This is a genomic window from Lysinibacillus xylanilyticus (genome assembly GCF_001183605.1).
Lineage (GTDB): Bacteria > Bacillota > Bacilli > Bacillales_A > Planococcaceae > Lysinibacillus > Lysinibacillus xylanilyticus.
On sequence record NZ_LFXJ01000013.1, the window covers coordinates 125,109 to 140,819 of the forward strand.

The window sequence follows — 15,711 nt, forward strand, 5'->3', positions numbered from 1 at the left end:
CGAAGGCTTTAGGCCACAATGTTTTTTGTGCGAAAGCGTAGCGGCAGTTACAGATGTTTGGATACCCGGTGAAATATTTTGAAATAAAATTTTCCATTTAGTTTTGTTTACAATATTTCCTCAAAAAAGTGTTCCCTTAAATTTCTCAGGTTTTTTTACATAGCTTTCGATTATAAATCCACATTCTGTGCAAATAATATATTCGATAGCTGATCCTATACTCATCTTATTATCTGGGTAAATAACCCCGTATCCAGATTGCTTACCTTTCCCCAATTCCTTCCCACCACATTTTGGACATTCTAATGCTTTCGTAGAATTCTTCAATTTGAAACCCTCCTGGTATATATGTAAGCTAGCTATTTTTCTGATATATCCTATTATCTATTATTACGAACGAACTGTAAAATGGTTCCATTTAATGCAGTGTTTTCATAATTTGATAATTGAGAGCTTCATTTCACGTCTATTAATTCTTTCTCCTACTAAACGGTTTATTATTTTTTAAACAGCTTTATTGTAAATTAAACAGGTTTTTTGTCACTTTACTTTATTTATAAAGAGTATTATAATGAATTTGTAAGTGGGACATAATTTTGTATAGTGGGACTAAATATAACCCACCTATATTGAAAAGGGAGTAGATGAATATGTTTTCTGTACCTGAGGCGCAGCAAAGGCTACTTCCAGAAATGTATCCGCTTCTACAATCGAGATATCGTATTTTACAAACAGTTCAACTGATGCAGCCAATCGGGCGTCGCACACTTGCAGATTCACTTAAAATGACCGAACGAGAAATTCGTAAAGAAACGGATATTTTACGTGAGCAAGGGTTATTAGATTCTCAAAAGTCGGGTATGGTATGTACAGACGAAGGCGAAGTAGTTATTGATAAGCTTCGAACATTAGTCTATGAATGGTCTGGCCTTACACAGCTAGCTAAATTACTGGAAAAACATTTTGGCTTACAGCATGTAATTGTTGTTCCAGGTGATTACAATGAAGACGATACGATATTAACATTGCTTGGAAAAGAGGCAGCACAACAATTTATGTCAACAAGCGTTGATGGTCAAATAGTAGCTGTTACTGGTGGTAAGTCGGTTGCATCACTTGCGCAATTTTTGCATCCAGCTGATTCACACAACATCACATTTGTTGCTGCTCGTGGAGGTATTGGACATGAAATGCAAATGCAAGCCAATACACTTGTCTCAGCATTTGCCATGCAGATGGATGCACAGTATCGCACATTGTTTTTACCGGAGCATTTAAGTGAGCAGGCCTATCAAGCAATGTTAGCAGAGCCAATGGTAACTGAAATGATGAATTATTATGATCATGCAGATTGTGTTATTCATGGTATTGGATCGGCAGAGGAAATGGCTGTTCGTCGTAATTCGTCGCCTGAGGATTTACGGATACTCGAAGAAAAGGGTGCAGTTAGTGAAGCATTTGGCTATTATTTCAATGCTGAAGGCGAAATTGTACATCGAATTCGAACAATCGGTATTCAGTTTGAGCAAGTGCAAAGAAGTAAGCACGTCATTGCAGTTGCTGCTGGTAAACAAAAAGTGAAGGCAATGCTTTCGTACTTTAAGGTAGCACCAAAGCAAACTGTTTTTATAACGGATGAGGTAGCCGCAAAAGCTATCGCTGAAGGTTTACCTTCTTTATAAATTACAATGTAACTCGTATTTCAGGGTGTTACAACACTCTCTGAATGAGAATAAAGCCAATTGCGGATATTATATATGTCCGAGGCAAAATTAATTATTTAAACAATATTGGAGGAATTGACAATGGCATTAAAATTAGCGATTAACGGATTTGGACGTATTGGACGATTAGTATTTCGTGAAGCTATGAAACACGATGAAATCGAAGTGGTTGCAGTAAACGACCTAACAGATGCAGGTCAGCTTGCACACTTATTAACTTATGATTCAGTACACGGTATCTACGATGCTGATGTTTATGCAGAAGGCGATTCTTTCGTAGTAAATGGAAAAAAAATCAACGTTTATGCAGAAAAAGATCCTGCTAATTTACCTTGGGGTGAACTAGGTGTAGATGTAGTACTTGAATGTACAGGTAGATTCCGCTCAATGGAAGAAGTAGGTAAGCATATTCAAGCAGGTGCTAAAAAAGCTATTCTTTCAGCTCCAGCGCAGGGTGATATGCCAACGTTTGTTATGGGTGTTAACCATGAGGAATATAACCATGAAACAGATGATGTCATTTCAAACGCTTCTTGTACAACGAACTGTCTAGCGCCAGTTGCAAAAATACTTGATGAAAAATTTGGTATTGAACGCGGTATGATGACGACAATTCACTCTTATACAAACGATCAACGTATCCTTGACTTCCCGCACTCTGACCCACGTCGCGCACGTGCTGGTGCAGTGTCAATGATTCCAACAACAACAGGAGCAGCAGTTGCCGTTTCAAAAGTATTACCTCACTTAAAAGGTAAATTAGATGGCTTCTCTATGCGTGTACCGACACCAAACGTTTCATGTGTTGACTTAGTAGTAGAGCTAAAAGCAGAAGTAACAAAAGAAGCCATTAATGCTGCATTAAAAGAAGCTTCAGAAAACGAGCTTAAAGGTATTTTAGGATACAACGAATTACCATTAGTTTCAATTGACTACAATGGTAACCACAACTCTTCAACTGTAGATGGTCTTTCTACAATGGTATTAGAAAATAGTATGGTAAAGGTTCTTGCATGGTATGATAACGAAATTGGTTACTCTACTCGTTTAATGGACTTAGCTTTATATATCGCGGAAAAAGGATTAAACACTAAATAAGTGTCATAATTCGATAACTTAAGTAAAAAGTGTGACATAATACTGCTTTTTGCGCACAAAAAGTATAGCCTTTATAATATCAAGAAGATATAATATACAAGGGTAATGGGAGTAAGGGAAATTTACCCTTACTCCTTTTTTATCTTCATTCAGCAAATGTCTTTTGTAACGTAAGGTGAAACGTCAGTTACAGATTACACCCACCTCAGAAGGTGGTGATGAATGAAGATAAAGCCTCCGGCGGATGTCACGGAATTTGAAAGGAATGAATTGTGCGGGCACAATTCAAAATCCGGACGCAATTACGCCAAGGCGAAATTGATAAGTAATATAAGGCGGTCACGTGACTGGTTATGTAATTGCAAGACATAGAACGTGACTTTTGCTACTATAAAAGCAAGTAAAAGGGTACTTCACCATAACGTGGGTTGATTTCCGCTCTGAATGAGTACTGGATGATATTAGCTGAATAGGCTTGTTAAACAGAATCAATCCTATGTAATGATGGACCAACTATTTTTATCTAATACAGTTAAGTGAATGATGTGAGGAGCCAAGATGGGTGAATCCAGGAAATTCACGACTAAAAACTTTGAAGGGGGTTTCTTCATGTTAAATAAGAAGACGATGAAAGATATTGATGTAAAAGGTAAGCGCGTATTTGTACGTGTTGATTTTAATGTACCGATGGCAGATGGTGCGATTACTGACGAAACACGTATTCGAGCAGCAATTCCTACAATTGAATATTTAGTGGAACAAGGTGCCAAAGTAATTTTAGCCTCTCACTTAGGACGTCCAAAGGGTGAAGTAAAAGAGGATATGCGCTTAACTGCAGTAGGTGTACGTTTAGCTGAATTAATTGGCAAGCCTGTTACAAAATTAGATGAGTCAATTGGTCAAGAGGTAGAAGAAGCTGTTGCAAACATGCAAAATGGCGACATAATTTTACTTGAAAATGTACGCTTCCACGCTGGTGAAGAGAAAAATGATCCAGCATTAGCTGAGCAATTTGCAAAATTAGCGGACGTTTATGTTAATGATGCGTTCGGTGCAGCTCACCGTGCGCACGCTTCAACTGAAGGAATTGCTAAGCATGTACCAGCAGTATCTGGCTTCCTTATGCAGAAGGAGTTAGATGTGCTAGGTAAAGCTTTGTCTAACCCGGAGCATCCATTTACAGCCATTATCGGTGGTGCCAAAGTTAAAGACAAAATTGGTGTTATTGAAAGCTTATTAGAAAAAGTCGATCACTTAATTATCGGTGGCGGTTTATCATTCACATTCATTAAAGCGCAAGGTCATGATATCGGTAAATCTTTATTAGAAGAAGATAAAGTCGATTTAGCAAAATCCTTTATTGAAAAAGCAAAGGCAAAAGGCGTGCAATTACATATGCCAATCGATGCCGTTGTCGCAAACGAATTTTCAAAAGATGCTGAAACACAAATTGTAGATGTAGACGCTATTCCAGCGGATTGGATGGGCTTAGATATTGGTCCGAAAACGGCTGCTAAATACGCAGAGGTTATTAAAGATTCTAAATTAATCATTTGGAATGGACCAATGGGTGTTTTTGAAATGGATAAATTCGCGAATGGTACAAAAACTGTAGCTGACGCTATGGCGACAACAACTGGTTATACAGTGATCGGTGGCGGAGATTCTGCTGCAGCAGTAGAAAAGTTTGAAGTTGCCGATAAAATGGACCACATTTCTACAGGTGGCGGTGCATCACTTGAATTAATGGAAGGAAAAGAGCTTCCTGGAATTGTGGCATTAAACGATAAGTAAAACATTAACGTGGAATAAAAAACATAGGAGGCAAGAATGATGCGTAAACCAATTATTGCAGGTAACTGGAAAATGTATAAAACATTTGAAGAGGCTATTCAGTTTGTTGATGCGGTACAGGACAAACTTCCTTCTAATGATAAAGTAGACGCTGTTGTTTGTGCACCAGCACTTTACCTACCTACGCTTGTGCAAGTTGCTAGTGAATCTGAGCTAGCGATTGCTGCACAAACGATGCATTATGAAAACGAAGGTGCATTCACAGGAGAAATTAGTCCAGCTCAGCTAGCAAGCGTGGAAGTAGACTATGTTATTTTAGGACACTCTGAACGACGTGAATATTATAATGAAACAGATGAAGCGATCAATAAAAAGGTTGCAGCAGCACTAGCGCACAATATCGTACCTATTATTTGCTGTGGAGAAACGCTTGAGGAACGTGAAGCGGGGACTACTGAGCAAAAGGTTGCTCATCAAATTACAGCAGCACTTGCTGGATTTGGAGCACAAGAAGTGGAGCATATGGTAATCGCCTATGAACCTATTTGGGCAATCGGTACAGGTAAAACAGCTACAGCAGAAGATGCTAACCAAGTATGCGGAGCAATTCGTGCAGTAGTGAAGGAATTATATAATGCTGAAACGGCAGATGCTGTACGTATTCAATACGGCGGTAGCGTAAAACCTGAAAACATTCAGGAATTATTATCAAAAGAGCATATCGATGGCGCTTTAGTCGGTGGTGCAAGTTTACAGCCAGAATCATATTTAAAATTATTGGAGGCGGCAGCAAATGCCTAAAAAGCCAGTAGCATTAATTATTCTAGATGGCTTTGCATTCCGCAACGAAACTTTCGGAAATGCAGTAGCACAAGCGAACAAACCTAACTTCGATCGTTTTTGGAATGAGTTTCCACATTCAACCTTAATTGCAGCAGGTGAAGCGGTAGGGTTACCAGATGGTCAAATGGGGAACTCTGAAGTTGGACACTTAAATATCGGTGCTGGACGTATTGTTTATCAAAGCCTAACACGCTTAAACAAATCTATTCGTGAAGGAGATTTCTTTACGAATAAAGCATTTTTGGATGCAATAGCACATGCTAAGGCTCATCAGTCTAAGCTTCATATTATGGGCTTACTTTCAGATGGTGGCGTACATAGCCATTGTGAGCATATGTTTGCACTATTAAAGCTTGCAAAACAACAAGGCTTAGATGAAGTTTTTGTACATGGTTTCTTAGATGGTCGTGATGTTGGACCGACAACAGCTTTAGGCTATATTGAAGAAACTGAAAAACAAATGAAGGAAATTGGCGTAGGTCAATTCGCTTCTATTCATGGTCGTTATTATGCAATGGATCGTGATAAACGTTGGGATCGTGTAGCCCTTACGTACAATGTACTAGTAGATGGTGTTGGTCAAACAGCTGACAGCGCAGCAAGTGGTGTAGCTGAATCATATGAGCGTGATGTAACAGATGAGTTTGTTATTCCGTTTAGCGTTCAAGAGCGTGGAGAAGCAGTGGCAACAATTGAAGATAATGACGCAGTTATTTTCTTCAATTTCCGCCCAGACCGTGCGATTCAACTGTCTAAAGTGTTTACAAATAGTGAATTTGATGGTTTTGCTTTATCAGCTAAACATCCAAAGAATTTAAAATTTGTGTCATTCACACACTACAGTGATGAAGTAAATGCTCAAGTTGCATATGCAAACGACAACTTAAAAAATACGATTGGTGAAGTGTTAGCTTCTAATGACAAAACGCAGCTTCGTATTGCAGAAACAGAAAAGTATCCACATGTTACATTCTTTATGAGTGGTGGTCGTGAGGAGAAATTTGAAGGGGAAGAGCGTATTTTAATTGCATCTCCAAAAGTTGCAACATACGATTTAAAACCTGAAATGAGTGCTTATGAAGTAACAGAAGCATTGCTTGCAGAGATTGCAGCCGATAAATTTGATGGCATTATTCTTAATTTCGCTAACCCTGATATGGTTGGGCATAGCGGAATGTTAGAGCCAACAATCAAGGCTATTGAAGCAGTCGATGAATGTCTTGGTAAAGTAGTAGATGCAATCCTTGCAAAAGGTGGCGCAGCTATTATTACAGCTGACCATGGTAACTCTGATGAAGTTCTTACTTTAGAGGGGAATCCAATGACAGCTCATACAACAAATCCTGTTCCAGTAATTGTGACAAAACCGAATTTAATGTTAAGAAATGGTGGCATTTTAGCCGATTTGGCGCCAACCATGTTAGAATTATTAGAGGTGTCACAACCTTCTGAAATGACAGGTCAATCATTAATTGAAAAAGAGGAGAATTAATTATGCCATTTATTACACAAATTTATGCGCGCGAAGTTTTAGACTCACGTGGGAATCCAACGGTAGAAGTTGAAGTATTTACAGAATCAGGTGCTTTTGGACGCTCAATCGTACCATCAGGTGCATCTACAGGTGAATACGAGGCAGTAGAATTACGCGACGGTGACAAATCTCGTTACCTAGGCAAAGGTGTATTAAAAGCAGTTGAAAATGTAAACACAATTATTGCTCAAGAGCTAGAAGGTAACTACTCAGTTCTTGATCAAGTAGTAATCGACAAAGCTTTAATCGAGCTAGACGGTACAGAAAACAAAGGTAAACTAGGTGCCAACGCCATTCTAGGTGTATCAATGGCAGTTGCACATGCTGCGGCAGATTATTTAGATGTACCTCTTTATCAATATCTTGGTGGATTTAACTCAAAACAACTACCAGTACCAATGATGAACATCATAAATGGTGGCGCTCACGCTGACAACAACGTAGACATTCAAGAATTCATGGTAATGCCTGTAGGCGCAGAATCATTCCGTCATGCATTACGTATGGGTGCTGAAATCTTCCATAGCTTAAAAGCTGTACTTAAAGCTAAAGGCTATAATACAGCTGTAGGTGATGAAGGTGGTTTTGCACCAAACCTTGGTTCTAACGAAGAAGCCATTACTGTAATTTTAGAAGCAATCGAAAAAGCTGGCTATAAACCAGGTGAAGAAGTAAAACTTGCAATGGACGTTGCTTCATCTGAATTATTCAATAAAGAAGATGGCAAATATCACTTAGACGGTGAAGGTGTTGTCAAAACTTCTGAAGAAATGGTTGGATGGTACGAAGAGCTTACAAATAAATACCCAATCATCTCTATTGAAGATGGCTTAGACGAAAACGACTGGGCAGGACACAAATTATTAACAGATCGTATTGGCTCTCGCGTACAACTAGTAGGCGACGATCTATTCGTAACAAATACGAAAAAATTAGCAGCTGGTATTGAGCAAGGTGTTGGTAATGCAATCCTTATCAAAGTAAACCAAATCGGTACTTTAACAGAAACATTTGAAGCAATCGAAATGGCAAAACGCGCTGGTTACACAGCAGTTATCTCACACCGTTCTGGTGAATCTGAGGATGCAACAATTGCTGATATCGCAGTTGCTACAAACGCTGGTCAAATCAAAACAGGTGCTCCATCTCGTACCGACCGCGTAGCTAAATACAACCAACTTCTTCGCATCGAAGACCAACTTGGTTCAACAGCTGAATACCTTGGTTTAAAATCTTTCTATAACTTAAAATAAGCTATTACTTTTAGCTTCACTAATATCGCCTCAAATGTATACAAATACTTTTGAGGCGATTTTTTTTGTTGTTCGAGCGGTTTTTGAGGGGCAGCTTTTACCAAAGAAATCAGGTAACTCAGTCATAATGATTATCTATAATTATGGGTTCTTCACTCCAGTATACAAATGAGAGTTTGCTCATTCGCTTCGGCGTCCTCTGGATGAAACATATGTGAAGATTTATCCTTCCAGATAAATTTCTTACCCTGAGGAGCATCCAACTTCCTATAGAACTCTTCAACTATATCGCCATATACATGAACGTCCTCACGACCATGGATGAATATGACAGGAATGTCCACTCGCGGGATTGTAACGGCAAAGTCAATTTGTGCAAACTCCTCAATCAATGATTGCGTGTAGCTATGTTGAAATCCACGAAATGTGTTGATTATATCTCTGATTGAATAATCAGGTGACCGTAATAGAATGGACATTACTAATTTCATTCCAGGATGTTTTACTTGTTCATCTGTATAAATCATCGAATTAAATCTCGCCATCCACATACGAAGCGTGCTCCATTGCTTAACACTTGTTACAAAAGGAGGTTCTCCGCATGCCTCAAGCGCAGCTACGGCTTTTGCATGATGAAGTGATCTTGCCTTTTGAAGTGTCCATTGCAAGCACAGGCGATCATTCTCAATCCAATTGATGATTTGGGAGAATCCAATATAACTTTGTAATTCATCAGGTATTTCTTGTGCTAATCGAAGCCCAATTATTGATCCCCATGAGTGTCCTGCAAGATGAATGCGGCTCTGATTAAATCTGCTCTTTAAATAATGAATAACTTCCTTCGCATCCTGTATAAATTGAGAGAGGTTATAAGTCTCTGCTGGGACAAGATGACTAAACGTCTTACCTGCTCCTCGCTGATCCCAAAAGACTAACGTATAATGCTTAACTAACTTTTTGGTAGTCGTGACCATAGCGAAATCTCTGGAACGGTTCGACACGCCAGGCACAGGGAATCCTGGTCCACCATGAAGCATCAACAGAACAGGGGAATTAACATTCTCCGTCTGAATTAATAGATATTGGTCAATCCCTCCAATTCTCGTCTTTACAACTTCACTCACACCCGAAGAGGTAAGCTTAAAGTCTTTTTTGGCCCATAATATGCCCATCGTCCGTTATTCCAATCCCTTCTGCAATAGATTTAATCCTCTTCTATTTCTTGATCAAAGAACTTGAAAAAAATGGCCGATGTATGTGTTGATATATTTGCTATTCTTTCCCGTAATCTGTTTGGGAGGGCACCACATGCTTGGGTTATTGTTCAGCCATTTCCTATTGTTGATTTGGCGGTTAAAATGCAAAAACACTCTTTAAAGAAGAAAAATATTTACCTAATATTACTTTCTCGGAATGTATGCGTTTGTTTCGTTTATGAACCAGAGAAATAGGATCTACTCTTTTCTCGGCATCAGAGGAAAGGCTATTCAAGTGCAATGGTTAGTCCGTTATTATATATTTAATTCATTACTAAAACATACATTACTTATAGAGAAAAAGCTTAGAAATGGAGAATATAATATTGAAAGGAGAATTACTATGAAAATTTTTGAAACAGAACGACTTACCCTTCGCTTACAAACAACAGATGATGCAGATTTTATCCTTGAGCTAGTGAATGATCCTTCATGGTTGCAGTTCATTGGTGATCGCGGTGTGAGAACAGTGGAGGAGGCATGTGAATATATAGAAAATGGACCAAATCGCATGTATGAGCAATTTGGATTTTGTCTTTATTTAGTTGAAAGAAAAGAAGATCAAACCCCTCTTGGAATTTGTGGTTTAGTTAAAAGAGAGTCGTTAGAAGATGTGGATATTGGCTTCGCTTTTCTGCCTAAGTATTGGGGAAAAGGATACGCTTATGAAGCAGCCTCAGCAACAATGGCGTATGGTATAGATATACTAGGGTTAAATCGTATTGTAGCTATTACATCTCAAGATAATGAAGCTTCGGCCAAGCTACTCGAAAAAGTAGGTTTGAAGTTTGAGAGATTAATCCAGTTTTCTGATGATGCTGAAGAACTTAGACTTTTTTCATATAACTCCTTTTAGCAAATGTCTTTTGTAGCGAAAGCAACAACACACGACTTAGTGACCAACATTGTGCTGCTGCTGCCGCTGTCGCTTCGCTTTCGCGCAAAAAACATCTGCTGGCCTAAAGCCTCCGGACGCAATTATGCCAAGGCATAATTGCTTAGTCACTTAAAATTATTATGAAAGCAAAGGTGAGCATGTGAATATTAGAGAAGCGAATAAATTAGATTACCCAGAATTAAGAAAAATCTATCTGGAATCACGTCGTAAAAATTTCCATTGGGCGGCTTCAGAAGAAATGACTTTAAACGATTTTGATAATGACACTATAGAAGAACATATAATTGTTGCGGAAGAGGATAATCATCTACTTGGATTTGCTTCATTATATTTGCCAGATAATTTCATTCATAATTTATTTATTAATCCAAATTACTTTGGTAAAGGTATAGGGGGTCATTTACTAAACGCCTCCATTGAAAAAATGAATAAACCATTAAGATTAAAATGTGTATCCGAAAATCATAAAGCGTTAAAATTTTATGAGAAGAATGGTTGGAAGAAGGTAATTGAAGAAGGGGAAAAGGAAAAATATTGGGTTATGATATATGAATAACGGATAAAGAAGGTAAGCCTTCATACAAACTTAGGAATATTAAAAAAGAATTGAGGAATGGAGAATTAGGGATCCATTCCAAAACGTGTAGTTGATTTCCGTTCCGAGCTACTTACTTTCGCACAAAAACACATCTTGTTGTAGTTTCTTTGATTACTATAGATTAGAATGAAACGCCAGAAAATACACACTTAAAGAAATGGTTGATTGGAGTGGAGACTGAGCGACTCCTTGGGGATTAGCAATAGAGGAACGAAGGCTAAAACCATCACGTCCTGTGATAACGCCTTCGTGACCAACATCGGTGCTGCTGCCGCTACGTTAGTACTACGCTTTCGCGCAAAAAACATCTGTTGGCCCGAGACCCTGGAGCGAGCAAAGCGGCTCATCGGACGCCCCCAGGAAGCTCTGCTCTGCGCGAAAGCGAAGCGTCAGCGGCAAATGTTTTATCTGTGCGAAAGCGAAGCGTCAGCAACAAAGCGCCCAGTCGGAACGGAAATCAACCCTTCGCTTTGCCTAAGAGACATACTTAAATAAATACCATTGCCATGTACACTAAACCTTACATTTCCCCTCGAAGATAATCCACATAAAAAAAGAGACAGTCTTCAGTGATTAACACTTTAGACTGTCTCTACGTTCATTTAACGAGAACCATGCACTATTATTTCTGTGCCCAATATTTGTCTAGCTCTTGGTCTAGATATACCCAGCCCTTCCATGCAATATGAATCGTATCCATAATGAAATAAGGATCATAGTCATGGCCTGAGAAATCAACAAATGGTACACCATTATCAGTCAATATCTGGTTCATTTTTTCGTAATATTTTTCACGACGATCAGCAGGATATTCAGTGTAGTCATACCAATGACCGTTTACTGGAATAGAAACGAATAGAGGCTTTGCACCAGCATCTTTTAAAATATCAATTACAAGCTGTAAATCCTCATATTCAGGTGAAGTCGTATAATCTTCTTTTTTGCGCATTCCTTCAAACTTTTTAATATTAGCATTTACAAGACGTTTATAAAATTTGTTTTCAATCATTAAATCATTGGAAACACGTTTTTCGCCATATTTTTCGGCATTTTGTAGTTGTTGCTCAAACGTTTGATCTGCAACTAGTTTGTCATTGCTCTTTAACTTACTTCCCTCTCGAGGGAATAGAGAGTAATACAAATCTTTTTTCTCTAAAAGTGCCTTTTGGACATGACCGGCCATCATTGCAAGTCGCCCGATGATTGGTTTTTTCTTACCACCAGATAATTTATATTCATAAATTGTTCTTAGCAGGTCATCGCGGTTTACAGTATCAAATTCAAGCAGGCGTTTCATTCCTCGATTTCGAAGATCTTCGTCAATGTCCTTATTGTATGCTAAATCATAAGCGTGCAACATCGAATAGTTAGGAGAAAAATGTAATTCATTCATTCCCTTTTTCGTAAACCATTGTGGAGAAATGATGAAAACAATTTTCTTATCCTTTAAATTCTTTTCCTGTGCAGCAAAATTTAAAAAGTGTGTAATAGACTGCATTCCACCACGCCCGACCATAAATGTCGTATACGGAGCATTTGTTGCTCGAGCATAATTATAAGGGTGGAAAGGATCAAAACGGTTTAATTCTGAGGAGCCGTATAAAGGCATAGCATTAGGCTCCTGCAACATCCGCTCTTGGAAGTACATCCCTTGGAACACTAACGGAGACATACTAGTCTTTGCTTGCTCTACATCTTTATCTGAAATCCAAGCTTGTATCCAGGAATTAGGGAAGAATATAAAGGCGGCAAAAAGAGCAAAAGCAACTAATAATGATAGAAAGCCTTTCTTAATCATTGTCTTTCAGCTAATTCCGCTGCAATACGATTTGGCGTGTTCCATTCCTCACGGTTGAAATCAGTAATTGGTACTGAGATATTAAAGCGGCTTTCAATTTCCACTAATAAATTAATTGTACCGAATGAATCAAGAAGTCCTTCTTCAAATAAATCGATATCTTGGTTTTCTAAAATGATATCGTCCTCGCATAACTCTACTAACATTTCTAATACTTGTTGTTTATCCATAATATAAATCTCCTTTAGTGTTTAGGCTGCGTTATTACAGAGCCGTTTATTATAATAATGTTCCTGAAAAAATATAGAAACCAAAGCAAATTGCGTTAAATGTGATAAATACGCCAATTGCGTGAGTCCATTTATTTTTCGGCCAAATCTTGCGCTTTTTATTCCAACGTTCAAATTTATCAAAGGAAATAATTAATAAGGCATGGTAGAGACCATAGACAACATAGTGTAATTCTAATCCGTGCCAAATACCCATTAAAAAGAACAGTAAAAAGAAGCCAAGATAAGAAACTGTATATTTGTTTTTAATCCATTTTTTCTTTGTCATCCAAAGCACGAAGCGCATATAAACATAATCCCTGAACCAGAATGAAAGACTCATATGCCAACGATTCCAAAAGTCTTTAATATTGCGACTCGAGAATGGACGGTTAAAGTTAATTGGCGTTTGAACACCCATAATGCGACTGACACCAACAGCAAAAGCACTATAACCTGCAAAATCGAAAAATAAATAAAAACTATACATATACATATACGCTATTTGCCCTTGAAAAGGTGTCAAATAGTTATACGTTTGACTTGGTAAATAAATAAGCGTGTAATTGTAAATTAAATAAGCCAAAATAAATTTATATAAAAAGCCTAAAAATATACAATTTATCCCACTTAACAGTAGTTTTTGATAGTCTTGACCAGACGGCACTGTGTGCAAATCTTTATAAAAGCGTCTCCAACGATCAATAGGTCCCGAAGATACTGTTGGGAAGAACAGTAAGAAATAAGCAAGCTCAACTGCTGAAATTTTATCCTTAATTAAGCCATCACGTGTTTCTAAAATCATTTGTACCGATTTAAATGTAATATAGGATACCCCTAAAAATCCAAATAAATGATGAAGGCCAAGCATTGGCAGAACCTTCACAAGTACAAGTGGCAAAATGGACAGCAATACAGCAATTACGAATACGGACGTGCTATTCTTCTGTAATCGATATTTTTGATAAACGATAATTAATAATATCTGAAATACTGTAAATAGTATAAGCGAAATTGAGCCATTAAGGGAGTTACCAAAAATAAGAGCTAACACGACAATCGAAATAAAGATATTGTAGCGTTTAGCTGATTTCCCACGTAGTCCTAAAATAATGGTTGGCATTAACAGAATACCAATGATGATGAAAAAAACTATATTTCCATAAGGCGTCATACTGTTTCCATAACCGCCAATCCTTTACGATCAACTTTACCATTAGTATTTAAAGGTAAAGTGTCAATGTATTTGAACGTTTTCGGAATCATATAAGATGGTAAATACTCCGCTAACAATGCTTTAAGCTGCTTCGTCATTTTGAAGGCAGAGTCTGTCAATGGCTCGCGAAGAACAACAAATGCACTTAGTGAAACAATCTCATCACCTTTTGAAATAGGTATAACAACACAGCTAGAAACAGGTGGAAGATTGCCAATTTGCTTTTCAATTTCCTCGATTTCTAAACGATAACCGTGCAGTTTTACCTGGAAATCTTTTCGGCCAGAAAAGAATAAATAGCCATCTTTTTCATAACCAACGTCCCCAGTTTTATAAATACGTTGATCCCCTATTGTAGGAAACGCTTTAAGTGTTAGATCAGGCGCACCAAGATATCCCGCACTTACAGTCGGTCCTGAAATAATAATCTCGCCATCTTCTTGCAACGATAGATTAGGCTCAGATAGAGGGGCGATTGGTAATTGGTCAAACTGCTCTAAAAGCTCATTTGTTACTTCTACATAAGATACGGCAACGGTTGTTTCTGTAGGACCGTATAAATTAAAAATAGAAGCTTGTGGGAAGCGCTGCATTAATTCTTTAGATACTGATACTGGTAAAACCTCTCCGCAGAATAAAAACGTATTTAACGAAGGCATTAACGCTTGATCCCATTCCTTGTTCATTAAACATATCTTCGCAAAGGAAGGTGTCGAAGTCCAAACGCGAATACCAGATGAAGCTAATGACTCAAATAACGCTTTTGGATTAGCAATTTGCTCTTGTGTAATAGCGTAAAGTGTTTGCCCACTAACGAGTGCAGGATATAAATCCATCACAGATAAATCAAAGGAATAAGGCGCTTGATTTAGAAACACACCAGACTCCTGTAATGGGAAATGTTCATGCATCCAAGCAACAAAATGTGCTAAATTATCGGCTGTAATTTGAACACCTTTTGGCTTTCCAGTAGAACCAGATGTGTAAATAATATAATGAATTTCTTGATCTTTAACCCATGTTGAAGGTTCTGTAGCAATGCTAGTTGCTTGAGCCACTAAATCACTTACTTCCACTACAGGAACTGATTGATTCAAGCTTAATTCTTCAGTTTTTAGTAGCAAGCAAGATTGAGATGCTTCTATTATAATTTGTAACCTTTCAGACGGTGTAGAAGAGTCAACCGGTACATATGGATGACCTGCCTTTACAGCTCCTAAAAAGGCAACGATTTGTAAAGGGGACATATGCCCGTAGACGACGATAGGCTGTTGTCTTTTTAAATCAAGAGCCATTAAATATTGTGCTACACAATCAGAAAGATGCCAAAGCTCACCATACGTTAAGGAATCACTATTGGTTTGATATGCAGTTTTATGTGGATGCTGTTGTGCCACTTTTTGAATAGCCTCTAAAATACTTAACATAGT

At 38.0% G+C, this 15,711-nt stretch carries 14 protein-coding genes; 8 read left to right on the top strand and 6 right to left on the bottom strand.

The genetic code is table 11. The features are described 5' to 3' along the window. Positions 1 to 120: 120 nt before the first annotated feature. Entirely contained in the window at positions 121 to 327 is a 207-nt protein-coding gene (locus ACZ11_RS23635) for a hypothetical protein (RefSeq protein WP_049668991.1), read from the bottom strand. Between the two features lie 323 nt (positions 328 to 650). Here ACZ11_RS23635 and ACZ11_RS23640 point away from each other — a divergent pair, with 323 nt between their 5' ends. From ACZ11_RS23640 to eno, 6 genes are all read left to right on the top strand, one after another. Then, complete coding sequence (locus tag ACZ11_RS23640) at positions 651 to 1,682, top strand: sugar-binding transcriptional regulator (protein WP_049668992.1); 1,032 nt, start codon at positions 651 to 653, stop codon at positions 1,680 to 1,682. 123 nt (positions 1,683 to 1,805) lie between these two features. Then, complete coding sequence (gene gap, locus ACZ11_RS23645) at positions 1,806 to 2,822, top strand: type I glyceraldehyde-3-phosphate dehydrogenase (RefSeq protein ID WP_049668993.1); 1,017 nt, start codon at positions 1,806 to 1,808, stop codon at positions 2,820 to 2,822. Between the two features lie 609 nt (positions 2,823 to 3,431). After that, positions 3,432 to 4,616, top strand: coding sequence for a phosphoglycerate kinase (locus tag ACZ11_RS23650; RefSeq protein WP_049668994.1), 1,185 nt, complete (start codon positions 3,432 to 3,434; stop codon positions 4,614 to 4,616). Between the two features lie 39 nt (positions 4,617 to 4,655). Continuing rightward, positions 4,656 to 5,417 carry a triose-phosphate isomerase gene (gene tpiA / locus ACZ11_RS23655; RefSeq protein ID WP_049668995.1) on the top strand — a complete coding sequence of 254 codons (762 nt, stop codon included), beginning with the start codon at positions 4,656 to 4,658 and terminating at the stop codon, positions 5,415 to 5,417. Beyond that, positions 5,410 to 6,951, top strand: coding sequence for a 2,3-bisphosphoglycerate-independent phosphoglycerate mutase (gene gpmI, locus ACZ11_RS23660; RefSeq protein ID WP_049668996.1), 1,542 nt, complete (start codon positions 5,410 to 5,412; stop codon positions 6,949 to 6,951). Before tpiA ends, gpmI begins: the two co-directional genes overlap by 8 nt. 2 nt (positions 6,952 to 6,953) lie before the next feature. Next, complete coding sequence (eno, locus tag ACZ11_RS23665; protein WP_049668997.1) at positions 6,954 to 8,246, top strand: phosphopyruvate hydratase; 1,293 nt, start codon at positions 6,954 to 6,956, stop codon at positions 8,244 to 8,246. 152 nt (positions 8,247 to 8,398) lie between these two features. On the opposite strand, the gene ACZ11_RS23670 is transcribed toward eno, so the two are convergent. Further along, positions 8,399 to 9,418 carry an alpha/beta fold hydrolase gene (locus ACZ11_RS23670; protein WP_049668998.1) on the bottom strand — a complete coding sequence of 340 codons (1,020 nt, stop codon included), beginning with the start codon at positions 9,416 to 9,418 and terminating at the stop codon, positions 8,399 to 8,401. 427 nt (positions 9,419 to 9,845) lie between these two features. Between ACZ11_RS23670 and ACZ11_RS23680 the strand changes: the two genes are divergently transcribed. Then, entirely contained in the window at positions 9,846 to 10,358 is a 513-nt protein-coding gene (locus ACZ11_RS23680; protein ID WP_049669000.1) for a GNAT family N-acetyltransferase, read from the top strand. Positions 10,359 to 10,539: 181 nt separating this feature from the next. Next, complete coding sequence (locus ACZ11_RS23685; RefSeq protein ID WP_049669001.1) at positions 10,540 to 10,956, top strand: GNAT family N-acetyltransferase; 417 nt, start codon at positions 10,540 to 10,542, stop codon at positions 10,954 to 10,956. A gap of 664 nt (positions 10,957 to 11,620) precedes the next feature. Here ACZ11_RS23685 and dltD read toward each other — a convergent pair. The 4 genes from dltD to dltA are packed head-to-tail and all read right to left on the bottom strand — an operon-like array spanning position 11,621 to position 15,708. Further along, positions 11,621 to 12,796, bottom strand: coding sequence for a D-alanyl-lipoteichoic acid biosynthesis protein DltD (gene dltD / locus ACZ11_RS23695; RefSeq protein WP_049669003.1), 1,176 nt, complete (start codon positions 12,794 to 12,796; stop codon positions 11,621 to 11,623). Further along, positions 12,793 to 13,026, bottom strand: coding sequence for a D-alanine--poly(phosphoribitol) ligase subunit 2 (gene dltC, locus ACZ11_RS23700; protein WP_049669004.1), 234 nt, complete (start codon positions 13,024 to 13,026; stop codon positions 12,793 to 12,795). The genes dltD and dltC overlap by 4 nt, the downstream gene beginning before the upstream one ends. 49 nt (positions 13,027 to 13,075) lie before the next feature. Then, positions 13,076 to 14,239: a D-alanyl-lipoteichoic acid biosynthesis protein DltB gene (gene dltB, locus ACZ11_RS23705; RefSeq protein ID WP_049669005.1), complete on the bottom strand. Its 1,164-nt coding sequence runs from the start codon at positions 14,237 to 14,239 to the stop codon at positions 13,076 to 13,078. Continuing rightward, the gene (dltA, locus tag ACZ11_RS23710; protein WP_049669006.1) at positions 14,236 to 15,708 is read right to left on the bottom strand and encodes a D-alanine--poly(phosphoribitol) ligase subunit DltA; all 1,473 of its coding nucleotides are present in this window, start codon (positions 15,706 to 15,708) and stop codon (positions 14,236 to 14,238) included. Before dltA ends, dltB begins: the two co-directional genes overlap by 4 nt. Between the last annotated feature and the right edge of the window lie 3 nt (positions 15,709 to 15,711).

Bases quoted from the DNA above. Each gene is read 5' to 3' on its own strand.
- ACZ11_RS23640 (WP_049668992.1), top strand. From the start codon at position 651: ATGTTTTCTGTACCTGAGGCGCAGCAAAGGCTACTTCCAGAAATGTAT.
- gap (WP_049668993.1), top strand. From the start codon at position 1,806: ATGGCATTAAAATTAGCGATTAACGGATTTGGACGTATTGGACGATTA.
- ACZ11_RS23650 (WP_049668994.1), top strand. From the start codon at position 3,432: ATGTTAAATAAGAAGACGATGAAAGATATTGATGTAAAAGGTAAGCGC.
- tpiA (WP_049668995.1), top strand. From the start codon at position 4,656: ATGCGTAAACCAATTATTGCAGGTAACTGGAAAATGTATAAAACATTT.
- gpmI (WP_049668996.1), top strand. From the start codon at position 5,410: ATGCCTAAAAAGCCAGTAGCATTAATTATTCTAGATGGCTTTGCATTC.
- eno (WP_049668997.1), top strand. From the start codon at position 6,954: ATGCCATTTATTACACAAATTTATGCGCGCGAAGTTTTAGACTCACGT.
- ACZ11_RS23670 (WP_049668998.1), bottom strand. From the start codon at position 9,418: ATGGGCATATTATGGGCCAAAAAAGACTTTAAGCTTACCTCTTCGGGT.
- ACZ11_RS23680 (WP_049669000.1), top strand. From the start codon at position 9,846: ATGAAAATTTTTGAAACAGAACGACTTACCCTTCGCTTACAAACAACA.
- dltD (WP_049669003.1), bottom strand. From the start codon at position 12,796: ATGATTAAGAAAGGCTTTCTATCATTATTAGTTGCTTTTGCTCTTTTT.
- dltC (WP_049669004.1), bottom strand. From the start codon at position 13,026: ATGGATAAACAACAAGTATTAGAAATGTTAGTAGAGTTATGCGAGGAC.
- dltB (WP_049669005.1), bottom strand. From the start codon at position 14,239: ATGACGCCTTATGGAAATATAGTTTTTTTCATCATCATTGGTATTCTG.
- dltA (WP_049669006.1), bottom strand. From the start codon at position 15,708: ATGTTAAGTATTTTAGAGGCTATTCAAAAAGTGGCACAACAGCATCCA.